The 11,484-nt window shown below is 75.2% G+C and carries 9 protein-coding genes; 7 read left to right on the top strand and 2 right to left on the bottom strand.

From position 1 onward, the window contains the following. Positions 1 to 280 precede the first annotated feature (280 nt). From LIX60_RS24200 to LIX60_RS24180, 5 genes are all read left to right on the top strand, one after another. On the top strand, positions 281 to 1,036 hold the full coding sequence (locus LIX60_RS24200; protein WP_227962901.1) for an adenosylcobinamide-GDP ribazoletransferase: 756 nt from the start codon (positions 281 to 283) through the stop codon (positions 1,034 to 1,036). A 475-nt stretch (positions 1,037 to 1,511) separates the two neighbouring features. Then, entirely contained in the window at positions 1,512 to 3,041 is a 1,530-nt protein-coding gene (locus tag LIX60_RS24195; RefSeq protein ID WP_227960537.1) for a leucyl aminopeptidase, read from the top strand. Between the two features lie 542 nt (positions 3,042 to 3,583). Then, positions 3,584 to 4,972 carry a dihydrolipoyl dehydrogenase gene (gene lpdA, locus LIX60_RS24190; protein ID WP_227960535.1) on the top strand — a complete coding sequence of 463 codons (1,389 nt, stop codon included), beginning with the start codon at positions 3,584 to 3,586 and terminating at the stop codon, positions 4,970 to 4,972. Between the two features lie 47 nt (positions 4,973 to 5,019). Then, positions 5,020 to 6,798, top strand: coding sequence for a 2-oxoglutarate dehydrogenase, E2 component, dihydrolipoamide succinyltransferase (gene sucB, locus LIX60_RS24185; RefSeq protein WP_227960533.1), 1,779 nt, complete (start codon positions 5,020 to 5,022; stop codon positions 6,796 to 6,798). Between the two features lie 145 nt (positions 6,799 to 6,943). Continuing rightward, entirely contained in the window at positions 6,944 to 8,095 is a 1,152-nt protein-coding gene (locus LIX60_RS24180; RefSeq protein WP_227960532.1) for a YafY family protein, read from the top strand. 54 nt (positions 8,096 to 8,149) lie between these two features. Here LIX60_RS24180 and LIX60_RS24175 read toward each other — a convergent pair whose 3' ends face one another. Beyond that, positions 8,150 to 9,067, bottom strand: a complete 918-nt coding sequence (locus tag LIX60_RS24175) for an SDR family oxidoreductase (protein WP_227960530.1) — start codon at positions 9,065 to 9,067, stop codon at positions 8,150 to 8,152. Between the two features lie 262 nt (positions 9,068 to 9,329). Between LIX60_RS24175 and LIX60_RS24170 the strand changes: the two genes are divergently transcribed. Then, complete coding sequence (locus tag LIX60_RS24170) at positions 9,330 to 9,854, top strand: DUF4240 domain-containing protein (protein ID WP_019709393.1); 525 nt, start codon at positions 9,330 to 9,332, stop codon at positions 9,852 to 9,854. Between the two features lie 49 nt (positions 9,855 to 9,903). Here LIX60_RS24170 and LIX60_RS24165 read toward each other — a convergent pair whose 3' ends face one another. After that, the gene (locus LIX60_RS24165; RefSeq protein ID WP_227960528.1) at positions 9,904 to 10,431 is read right to left on the bottom strand and encodes a GNAT family N-acetyltransferase; all 528 of its coding nucleotides are present in this window, start codon (positions 10,429 to 10,431) and stop codon (positions 9,904 to 9,906) included. A 66-nt stretch (positions 10,432 to 10,497) separates the two neighbouring features. Between LIX60_RS24165 and LIX60_RS24160 the strand changes: the two genes are divergently transcribed. Beyond that, positions 10,498 to 11,391 carry a TIGR01777 family oxidoreductase gene (locus tag LIX60_RS24160; RefSeq protein WP_227960526.1) on the top strand — a complete coding sequence of 298 codons (894 nt, stop codon included), beginning with the start codon at positions 10,498 to 10,500 and terminating at the stop codon, positions 11,389 to 11,391. The last annotated feature ends 93 nt before the right edge of the window (positions 11,392 to 11,484 follow it).

The raw sequence follows: 11,484 nt of genomic DNA, 5'->3' as shown, positions 1-11,484 counted from the left end.
CCGCGGGGCGCCGGATAGCCTGCGCCGCGTGACCGAGCCGACTGCCGACGACCCGCGCCGCCCCGCGTCTCCGGGCAACGGCCCCGCTTCCGCTTCCCCGGACGAGGGGCCGGCCTCCCGGGCCGGGGAGGCCGGGGGACCGCACGACGAGCGCACCCCGCCCACCGGCGGGAACCCGGTCCCCCCGGACGGGAATCCGGCCTCCCCGCCCGGCACCCCTCCGCCCCCGTCCGGGAAGCCGGACTCCCCCGCCGAAGGGCCGGCCACCCCGGACGACGCCCTGCGGTTCGCGTTCGGCACCCTCACCGCGCTGCCGGTGCGCGTCACCCGCTGGGACCGGACCGCCGCGCGGGGCGGCATGGTGTGCGCCCCGGTCGCCGGCGCCGTCCTGGGTCTCTGCGCGGGGGCGCTCGGCGGTGTGCTGCTCCTCCTGGGCGCGGGCCCGCTGCTGGCCGCGGTCGCCGGCGTCGCCGTACCGGCGGCGCTCACCCGCGGGCTGCATCTGGACGGTCTCGCCGACACCGCCGACGGTCTCGGCAGCGGCAGGCCCGCCGGGGAAGCCCTGCGGATCATGAAGCAGCCGGACATCGGCCCGTTCGGGGTCGTCACCCTCGTCCTGGTGCTGTTCGCGCAGACCGCGGCCCTGGCCGAGCTGTACGCGGACGGCTGGGCGGCCGGCGCGGTCGCCCTGGTCGTGACCGCCGCGGCGGCGCGCTGCGCCCTCACCCTGGCTTCCCGCGCCGGGGTGCCCGCGGCCCGCCCGGACGGGCTGGGCGCGGCGGTCGCGGGCGTGGTCCCCGTACGGACGGCGCTCACGGTGGCGGCGGTCACCGCGGTGGTGTGCGCGGCGGCCGGGGCCCTCCTCGGCCCGTGGGCGGCCCTGCAGGCCGCGCTCGCCGTCCTGGCCGCTCTCGGCGCGGCCGAACTCCTGCTCCGCCACTGCCGGTCGCGGTTCGGCGGGGTGACGGGCGACGTCTTCGGCGCCCTCGCCGAGACGGCCGCGACGGCGGCCCTGATCGTGCTCGCCCTCGGCTGAGCGGCCGTGCGGCCGTGCGGGACGGGGCGTCCGCGGCGGACCGGACAGCCGTCCCGCCGCCCCGGAAGCGGCATCCGCAGCTCCGCCGGGCCGCCCGCCCCGGGGCGCACGGCCAACGGGCCGCCGGCCGCGGGCCGTTCGGCGGCCGCCCGCCCCCGCCGCCGCACCGCCGCCCCGCCGGACGGCGAGCCGGCCGCGTCACGTCCCGCCGGGGCGTCAACTGCCGTACGGCGACCGCGCCCCGCTCCGTCCCCGCCCCGCGCGCCCGGCGACCGGCGCCGGGAGGGCCGGCGGGGCGCCGGCGGCCGCGGCCGGGCGCTGAACGGGCCCGCCGGTGAGGGCTAGGGTTCCCGGAGAAGGACCCCCCACGCCCGTCCATCGGCAGCCGGGATTCACCCGGCGCATACGATGCCCCGGGCGCGGCCGGCCCATCCATCGGCCGAGGAACTCAACGGAAGAGAGAGACCCCACCACCGTGACTGCACTGACTCTCAGCACTTCGTCCCCGGCCGCGCTCCGCGCGGACGCCATCGTCGTCGGCGTGGCCAAGGGCGCCAAGGGGCCCGTGGCCGCGGCCGGAGCCGAGGCCGTGGTGAAGGCCTTCGACGGCAAGCTGGCCGCCGTACTGGAGACGCTCGGCGCCACCGGCGGCGAGGGCGAGGTGACGAAGCTGCCCGCGCCGTCCGGCTTCAAGTCCCCGGTCGTGCTGGCGGTCGGCCTCGGCGAAGCCCCGGCCGAGGGCGACCGGTTCGACGGCGAGGTGCTCCGCCGGGCCGCGGGCACGGCGGCCCGTGCGCTGGCCGGTGCCAAGAAGGGCGGGTTCGCCCTGCCGGTCGAGGACGCGGACGACGCGGCGGCCGTGGCGGAGGGCGCGCTGCTCGGCGCGTACACCTTCACCGCCTACCGCTCCGCCCCGGCGGGCGGCCGGAAGAAGGACGACAAGAGCACGCCGCTGGCCGAGGTGACCCTGCTGGGCGGCAAGCCGCGCGACAAGGCGTTCAAGGCGGCGGCGGAGCGCGCCACGGCGCTGGCCGCCGAGGTCAACCGGGCGCGCGACCTGGTCAACATGCCGCCCAACGACCTGCACCCGAAGTCCTTCGCGGCCTCCGTGCAGGAGGCCGCCAAGGAGCACGGCCTGAAGGTCGAGGTGCTGGACGAGAAGGCGCTCGCCAAGGGCGGCTACGGAGGCATCCTCGGCGTCGGCAAGGGCTCGGAGAACCCGCCGCGGCTGGTCCGGGTCTCGTACACGCATGCCAAGGCCAAGAAGACCCTCGCCCTGGTGGGCAAGGGCATCACCTACGACTCGGGCGGCATCTCCCTCAAGCCGGCCGGCCACAACGAGACGATGAAGTGCGACATGAGCGGTGCGGCCGCCGTGTTCGCCGCCGTCGTCGCGGCGGCGCGGCTGGGCGTCGCGGTGAACGTCACCGGCTGGCTGGCGCTGGCCGAGAACATGCCGTCCGGCTCCGCGACCCGCCCCGGTGACGTGCTGCGGATGTACAGCGGCAAGACCGTCGAGGTGCTGAACACCGACGCCGAGGGCCGGCTGGTGCTGGCGGACGCGCTCGCCCGCGCCTCGGAGGAGAAGCCGGACGCGATCGTGGACGTGGCGACGCTGACCGGCGCCATGGTGCTGGCGCTGGGCAACCGGACGTTCGGGATCATGTCGAACGACGACGCCTTCCGCGCCTCGCTGCACGAGGTCTCCCAGGAGGCGGGCGAGCAGTCCTGGCCGATGCCGCTGCCGGCGGAGCTCCGCAAGGGGATGGACTCCCCGGTGGCCGACATCGCCAACATGGGCGAGCGGATGGGCGGCGGTCTCGTCGCCGGTCTCTTCCTCAAGGAGTTCCTGGGCGAGGGCATCACCTGGGCTCACCTGGACATCGCGGGTCCCGCCTTCCACGAGGGCGCCCCGTACGGCTACACCCCCAAGGGCGGAACGGGCTCGGCGGTCCGGACGCTGGTGCGGCTGGCCGAGCGCACCGCGGCGGGCGACCTGGGCTGAACGCACCGGGCGGCGCCGGGCGACGGCGACGGGCGCGCGTCGCCCTCCGCGCGCCGCTCCACCACCGGCCGCCGCCGGACCGGGAACACCGGTCCGGCGGCGGCCGGTGCCGTTCCGCGGCGGGCCCCGCGCCGGGAGGCCGCGTGCCCAGCCCCGGCCGTCACCGCGCCGGGCCTCCGGCCCCCGGCCTCCCCCGCGTTCGTCCGTGCGTTCGCCCTGAACGAAATCCGCGCGGGCATCCCTCCGCCCCTCCGGGGCAGGCGCCCGGGCAACCGACCAGTGTCCACCGGGCCCCGCGGCCCGCCCCCACCGGCCCTACGCGCGAGTAACCCCCCGCCTCGGCCGGACGGGCGTCCCGAGGACCGGCCCCGCGTCCCGTCGGCCGTCAACAAATGCGAAGATGTTGTCTCGGCAGGACAGGGCCCCGGCTCACGTACCGAGCGAGCCACACGGACGGGCTTGAAGAACTCAGCGGCCGAACAACAGCCGCCGCCCGGTCTCGGAAGACCGGCTCCGGCGCACCCATGCATGGAGGACGTGACGTGGCGAACGACGCCAGCACCGTTTTCGACCTAGTGATCCTCGGCGGCGGCAGCGGTGGCTACGCCGCCGCCCTGCGCGGGGCGCAGCTGGGCCTGGACGTCGCACTCATCGAGAAGGACAAGCTCGGCGGCACCTGTCTGCACCGCGGCTGCATCCCCACGAAGGCTCTGCTGCACGCCGGTGAGATCGCCGACCAGGCCCGCGACGGCGCCTCGTTCGGTGTCCGGACCTCGTTCGACGGCATCGACATGGCGGGCGTGAACAAGTACAAGGACGGTGTGGTCTCCGGCCTGTACAAGGGCCTGCAGGGCCTGGTCGCCTCCCGCAAGGTGACGTATGTCACCGGCGAGGGCCGGCTGTCGTCGCCCACCTCGGTGGACGTGGACGGGCAGCGCTACGAGGGCCGGCACGTGCTGCTGGCGACCGGCTCGGTGCCGAAGTCCCTGCCGGGCCTGGAGATCGACGGCAACCGTGTCATCTCCTCGGACCACGCGCTGGGCCTGGACCGGGTGCCGAAGTCGGTGGTCGTCCTCGGCGGCGGCGTCATCGGCTGCGAGTTCGCCTCCGCGTGGAAGTCCTTCGGTACGGACGTGACCATCGTCGAGGCGCTCCCCCACCTCGTCCCCCTCGAGGACGAGAACAGCTCCAAGCTGCTGGAGCGCGCATTCCGCAAGCGCGGCATCAACTTCTCGCTCGGCTCCCGCTTCTCGGGCGTCGAGTACACGAACGACGGCGTGAAGGTCTCCCTGGAGAACGGCAAGACGTTCGAGGCCGAGCTGCTGCTCGTCGCCGTCGGCCGCGGCCCCGTCTCGCAGGGCCTCGGCTACGAGGAGGCCGGGGTCAACATGGACCGCGGCTACGTCCTCGTCGACGAGTACATGCGGACCAACGTCCCCACGATCTCCGCCGTCGGCGACCTCGTGCCGACCCTCCAGCTGGCGCACGTCGGCTTCGCCGAGGGCATCCTCGTCGCGGAGCGGCTGGGCGGGCTGAAGACCGTGCCGATCGACTACGACGGCGTGCCGCGCGTCACCTACTCCCACCCGGAGGTCGCCTCCGTCGGCGTCACCGAGGCGAAGGCCAAGGAGATGTACGGTGCCGACAAGGTCGTCGCCCTCAAGTACAACCTCGGCGGCAACGGCAAGAGCAAGATCCTGAAGACCGCGGGCGAGATCAAGCTCGTCCAGGTGCGTGACGGCGCCGTGGTCGGCGTCCACATGGTCGGTGACCGGATGGGCGAACAGATCGGGGAAGCGCAGCTGATCTACAACTGGGAGGCGCTGCCGGCCGAGGTCGCACAGCTGGTCCACGCCCACCCCACGCAGAACGAGGCGCTCGGCGAGGCCCACCTGGCGCTGGCCGGCAAGCCGCTGCACTCCCACGACTGATCCGGGCGCGCCCACATCCGCACCATTCGATAGGAGCAACCGAAACCATGGCGGTTTCCGTAACCCTCCCGGCGCTCGGCGAGAGCGTGACCGAGGGCACCGTCACCCGATGGCTGAAGGCCGAGGGTGAACGCGTCGAGGCCGACGAGCCGCTGCTCGAGGTCTCGACCGACAAGGTCGACACCGAGATCCCGGCCCCGGCGGCCGGTGTTCTCTCCTCCATCAAGGTGGCCGAGGACGAGACCGTCGAGGTCGGCGCCGAACTGGCCGTCATCGACGACGGTTCCGGCGCCCCGGCCGAGACCGCGGCTCCGGCCGCCGAGGCCGCCCCGGCGGCCGAGGCGCAGCCCGAGCCCGAGCCCGCCCCGGCCCCGCAGGCCGAGGCCCCGAAGCAGGAGGTCGCTCCGGCGCCGTCCGGCGGAGGCGCCGAGGGCACCCCGGTCACGCTGCCCGCGCTGGGCGAGTCCGTGACCGAGGGCACCGTCACCCGGTGGCTGAAGGAGGTCGGTGAGTCGGTCGAGACCGACGAGCCGCTGCTGGAGGTCTCCACGGACAAGGTCGACACCGAGATCCCGTCGCCCGCCGCCGGCACCCTGCTGGAGATCCTGGTCGGCGAGGACGAGACCGCGGAGGTCGGCGCCAAGCTGGCCGTCATCGGCGCGGCCGGACAGGCCCCGGCCGCCGCTCCCGCTCCGGCCCCCGCGCCGGCGCAGGAGGCCCCGAAGCAGGAGGCCCCGAAGCAGGAGGCGCCCGCTCCGGCTCCCGAGCCCGCCCCGGCTCCGGCTCCGCAGGCCCCGCAGGCCCCGGCACCGCAGCGCGCCGAGGCCCCGGCTCCGGAACCGCAGCCGGCCGCCCCCGCGCCCGCCCCGGCCCCCGCGCCGGCTCCGCGGGCCGCCGCCGAGCCCGGCGGTGAGGGCGCGTACGTCACCCCGCTGGTGCGCAAGCTCGCCGCCGAGCACGGCGTGGACCTGTCCTCGGTCAAGGGCACCGGTGTCGGTGGCCGCATCCGCAAGCAGGATGTCGTCGCCGCCGCCGAGGCCGCCAAGGCCGCGGCTCCGGCCGCCGCCGCGCCGGCCCCGAAGGCCGCCGCCCCGGTGCAGCCGTCGCCGCTGCGCGGCCAGACGGTGAAGATGAGCCGGATCCGCAAGGCCACGGCCAAGCACATGACCGAGTCCCTCAAGGTCTCGGCGCAGCTGACCACCGTGATCGAGGCGGACGTCACCCGCGTCATGCGGCTCCGGGCGCGCGCCAAGGAGCAGTTCCTGGCGCGCGAGGGCGTCAAGCTCTCCCCGATGCCGTTCTTCGTGAAGGCCGTCACCGAGGCGCTGAAGGTCCACCCGGCCGTCAACGCCAAGATCAACGACGACGAGACCATCACCTACCACGACACCGAGAACATCGGCATCGCGGTGGACACGGAGAAGGGCCTCTTCGTCCCGGTCATCGACAACGCGGGCGACCTGAACCTGGCCGGCATCGCCAAGAAGACCGCCGACCTGGCCAACCGCACCCGCAACGGCGGCCTCAAGCCGGACGAGCTGTCGGGCGGCACCTTCACGGTGACCAACACCGGTTCGCGCGGCGCGCTGTTCGACACCCCGATCCTCAACCAGCCGCAGGTCGCGATGCTGGCCATCGGGGCCACCGTCCGGCGTCCGGTCGTGGTGGACACCCCGGAGGGCGAGTCCATCGCCATCCGCGACATGGTCTACCTCGCGCTGACGTACGACCACCGCCTGGTGGACGGCGCCGACGCGGCCCGCTTCCTGGGGACCCTCAAGACCCGCCTGGAAGAGGGCGCGTTCGAGAGCGATCTCGGCCTGTAAGGGCCCGGGTCCCCTCGGGATTCCACGACGGCGCCCCCGTCCCGGTCCGTCCGGGCGGGGGCACCGTCGTTCCCGGGGCGCGGCCCCCGTCGTTCCGGCACGGCCGAAGTGACCGGCCGCGGGCCGCCCCGGCATGATGGCGCCCATGCGTGCCGCCCGGCTGATCCGCATGGTGCTGCTCCTCCAGTCCCGGCCGTCGATGACCGGGGCCGAACTGGCGCGGGAGCTGGAGGTGTCCGAACGGACCGTCGCCCGTGACGTCCTGGCGCTCTCGGAGGCGGGGGTGCCCGTCTACGCGGCGCGCGGCCGGACGGGCGGCTACCGGCTCATCGGCGGCTACCGCACCCGCCTGACCGGCCTCGCCCGCGGCGAGGCGGAGACGCTGTTCCTCTCCGGGGTGCCCTCGGCGCTCCGCGCCATGGGCCTGGCGGACACCGCCTCCGCGGCCCGGCTGAAGGTGGCCGCCGCGCTGCTGCCCGAACTGAGCGACACCCCCGCGAGCGCCGCACAGCGCTTCCATCTGGACGCGCCGGGCTGGTGGCAGGAGCCGGTGACCCCGGAGCCGCTGCCGCTGATCGCGGAGGCGGTGTGGGGCGACCGGCTGCTGACGGCCCGCTACCGGCGGCGGGCGGAGACGGGCGGCACGGAGGTGCGGCGCACCCTGGAACCGTACGGGCTCGTCCTCAAGGCCGGCGTCTGGTACCTGGTGGCCCGGCCTGCCGAGGAGGGGCTCTCCCCGTCGCGGGCGGCGGTCCCGGCGCCCCGGGGCTCCGGCGGGTCCTGCGGGTCCTGCGGGTCCGGCCGGACGCCCGGCGCCGGACCCGGCCCCCGGTCCCACCGGGTCTACCGCGTGGAGCGCTTCGGCTCCGTCACCGTCTCGGAGCAGCGGTTCGCCCGGGACGAGGGGTTCGATCTGCCGGGCTTCTGGCGGGAGCGGGCCGCGGAGTTCGCCCGTTCGATCCTGCGCGACACGGTCGTCGTACGGCTCTCCGCGGCCGGGGCCCGGAAGCTGCCCCGGGTCACCGACCGGGTGGCGGCGCGGGAGGCCCTCGCCGCGGCCGGGGAGGCCGACGGGGAGGGGTGGGTCACCGTCACCCTGCCCGTGGAGTCGCTCGACGTCGCCCAGGAGCAGCTGCTCGCCCTCGGCCCGGAGGCCGAACTGCTGGAGCCGCCGGAGCTGCGCGCCCGCTTCGCGGAGGCGGCGGCCCGCGCGGCCGCGCTGTACGCGCGGGACGGGCACGACGGACGGGACCGGCACGACGAGCCGGACGGGCAGGACGGGCAGGACGGGCGGTAGCCCGGCAGCACGGCCGCCGCGCCGCGGGGGACGGACGAGACGGCCGCACCTCGCTCAGCGGTACTCCGCGTCGTCCGCCTCCCGGCCGCCGGCCGTCACCTCCCTGAGGTACCGCCAGGCGTCCGGCCGGGTGCCGTCGGTGTCCGTGAAGCCGTAGACCCGGGAGAGCTGCCCGCTGGAGAGCGACTGCCCGTTCCAGCGCGCCACCTCCGGGTCCGCGGCCAGTGCGGCGACGGCCCGGCCGACGAAGACCGGGGACTCCGAGATCGCGAAACCCGGTTCCTTCGCCACCCCGTCCCGCCAGTTCTCCTCCGTCACGCCGAAGTGGTCGAGCATCTGCTCGGAACGGAGGAAGCCGGGGGTGACGGAGACCGCCGTGCAGCCGTACTCCTCCAGCTCCGTTGCGAGGCCGTGGGCCATCCGCAGGGGCGCGTACTTGGTGAGGTCGTAGTAGAAGCTCTCGCGGTAGTCCTGGTTCGTCTCGGTGGTGCCGTCGGTGATCTCCACCAGCAGCCCGCCGGGCCGGCGGATCAGCAGCGGCAGCGCGTAGTGGCTGGTGACGATGTGGCTCTCGACGCCCAGCCGCAGCATGCGCAGGCCGCGCTCCAGGCCGATCTCCCACATCTTCTTCCCGAAGTCGACGAGGTGCTCGCCGCCCCAGAGGTCGTTGACGAGGACGTCCAGCCGCCCCTGCTCACGGTCGACGCGCTCGGTCAGCGCGCGGACCTGTTCCCGTTCCAGATGGTCGGTGGGCACCGCGATGCCCGTGCCGCCCGCGGCGGTCACGAGTTCGGCGGTCTCCTCGATGGTCTCCGGGCGGTCCACCTCGCTGCGCCGCGCCCGTGTGGTGCGGCCGGTCACATAGACGGTCGCGCCCTCGGCCCCCAGTTGTACGGCGATGGCGCGTCCCGCGCCGCGGGTGGCTCCCGCGACGAGCGCCACCCGGTCCGCCGGCCTGCCCTGTTCGTTCACGTGTGCGGATTCCTCTCTCTGTCCGTACCGCCCGCACGGTTCCTCCTCCGTGCGGACGGAACGACCCTGGCAGGCAATGCGGACATCTTCTGTCGTCTTTTCCCGCGCGCCTCGGGCGAGTTCCGGTCCGGACGGTCCGGGCGCTCCGGCGCGGGACGGCATCCCCCGATTTGCGGGTCATCACCCCGGCCGGTAACGACACGGCCGCATCCGGCATGCTGCGCGTGCGCGGCGGGTGGGCAGGGCCGATGCTGGTCCCGTGATGGACGAGACGGAGTTCTGGGCGATCGTCGACAGCTCCCGCGAGGCCGCCGGCGGGGATCCGGTGGAGCAGGCGGACGCACTCGTGGAACGGCTGGTGCTGCTGGACCCCGAATCGGTGGTGGATTTCGCACGGCACTTCGAGTCCCGGCTGACGCGGGCCCACCGCTGGGATCTGTGGGCCGCCGCCTGGCTGCTGACGGGCGACGCCGGCGAGGAGGCGTTCGAGGGTTTCCGCTGCTGGCTGATCGGCCAGGGGCGGCAGGTGTTCGAGGGCGCGCTGCACGAGCCCGACGATCTGGCGGAGCTGCTGGAGGACTTCGACGAGGAACTGGACGGTGAGGCGGAGGACCTCGGCTACGCGCCCTACGAGGCGTACGAGCAGCTCACCGCGGTCGAACTGCCGGACCTCGGGCTGCCCGAACAGCCGGCCGAACCCGAGGGCACACCCCTCGACTTCGGCGACCGCGCGGCGCTGGCGGAGCGCTTCCCCGCCCTCACCGAGCGGTTCCCGCCCCCGCGGTGAGGCGCGGGCGCGGCCCCGGGGCCCGCCGGGCGGAGACGCCGCCGGTCCCTCAGCCGTTCTCCGGCCCCAGGGAGCGTCCCATCAGGACGTCGTCGGCGAACATCCCGTCCAGCAGGAACTCGCCCGGCAGGACGCCCTCCACGGCGAAGCCCGCCGACTCGTACAGCCGCCGGGCCGGTGTGTTGTGGCCCAGCACCCGCAGGGTGATCCGGACCGCGCCCTGCCGCCGCGCCTCGTCGCAGGCGGCGTCGAGGAGGGCGCGGGCCACGCCCCGGCCGCGGGCCCAGGTGTCGACCGCCAGTCCCTGGATCTGCCGGACATGGTTGTTGGACGGCAGCCTGGTCGGCGGCACCAGCCGGATGTAGCCGGCGATCCGCGCCTGGATCTCGGCGACGAGCAGGTCCTCCGGCGGATGGGCCGCGTCGAAGAAGGGCGCACCCGGAGCGGGAGGTTCCGGCTGCACGGAGTGCAGCCGCGACCAGACGCGGCGGTCGAGGTCGCCGAGCGCTGCCCCGTCGACGGGCACGGCAGGGCGGACGGTCACCGGCTGAACCGGACGTATGAGCGGTTCGGGCATGGACGCCACTGTGCCACCGCCCCCCAATACCCGTCACCTCCCGTACACCGGGGGCAGGATGGCCTCATGCGTATCGCGATCACCGGCTCGTCCGGTCTCATCGGTTCGGCACTGCTCCGCTCCCTGCGCGCCGCGGGAGGGCACGAGACCGTACGGCTGGTACGCCGGCCGCCCCGGGCGCCGGACGAGGCGCAGTGGGACCCGGAGGGCGGCTCCGCGGACGCCGGCGCGCTCCGCGGCTGCGACGCCGTCGTGCACCTCGCGGGCGCGGGAGTCGCCGACCACCGGTGGACGGAGAGCTACAAGAGAACGATCCGGGACAGCCGGGTGCTCGGCACCACCACGATCGCCCGGGCCCTGGCCTCGCTGGACACCCCGCCGCCCGTCCTCGTCTGCGGCAGCGCCATCGGCTACTACGGCGACACGGGCGACCGCGAGACCGACGAGAGCGCGCCGCCCGGGGAGGGCTTCCTGGCCGGGGTCTGCCAGGAGTGGGAGGCCGCGGCGGCGCCCGCCGAGGAAGCCGGCGTCCGGACGGTCTTCGCCCGGACCGGCCTGGTGGTGGCGCGTGAGGGCGGCGCCTGGGGGCGGCTGTTCCCGCTCTTCAAGGCCGGGCTCGGCGGGCGGCTCGGCAACGGCCGGCAGTACTGGAGCTTCATCGCCCTGGACGACCACATCTCCGCCCTGCGGCACCTCATCGCCACCGCCTCGCTCTCCGGCCCGGTCAACCTCACCGCACCCGTGCCGGTCACCAACCGGGAGGTGACGGCCGCGATGGGCCGGGTGCTGCGGCGGCCGACCCTCGCCACCGCACCCGCACCCGCGCTGCGGCTGGCGCTCGGCGGGTTCGCCGAGGACGTGCTGAGCAGCCAGCGGGTGGTGCCGCGCCGGCTGCTCGGCTCCGGCTTCACCTTCGCCCACCCGACCGTCGAGAGCGCGATCCGGGCCGCGCTGCGCTGACCGGGCGGGCGCGCACGCCCGTACGGTCCGCGTGGCGGCGCACGGCCGACGGGCCCACCCACGCCCACGCCCACGCCGGCACCGGCACCGGCA

Origin of the sequence: Streptomyces sp. S07_1.15 (genome assembly GCF_020739505.1) — a bacterium.
GTDB classification, from domain to species: domain Bacteria; phylum Actinomycetota; class Actinomycetes; order Streptomycetales; family Streptomycetaceae; genus Streptomyces; species Streptomyces xinghaiensis.
The sequence above is the reverse complement of the archived record's forward strand: the minus strand, read 5'-3'. Positions and strand labels throughout refer to the sequence as shown.

Bases quoted from the DNA above. Each gene is read 5' to 3' on its own strand.
- LIX60_RS24165 (WP_227960528.1), bottom strand. From the start codon at position 10,431: ATGCCCGAACCGCTCATACGTCCGGTTCAGCCGGTGACCGTCCGCCCT.
- LIX60_RS24170 (WP_019709393.1), top strand. From the start codon at position 9,330: ATGGACGAGACGGAGTTCTGGGCGATCGTCGACAGCTCCCGCGAGGCC.
- sucB (WP_227960533.1), top strand. From the start codon at position 5,020: ATGGCGGTTTCCGTAACCCTCCCGGCGCTCGGCGAGAGCGTGACCGAG.
- LIX60_RS24180 (WP_227960532.1), top strand. From the start codon at position 6,944: ATGCGTGCCGCCCGGCTGATCCGCATGGTGCTGCTCCTCCAGTCCCGG.
- LIX60_RS24160 (WP_227960526.1), top strand. From the start codon at position 10,498: ATGCGTATCGCGATCACCGGCTCGTCCGGTCTCATCGGTTCGGCACTG.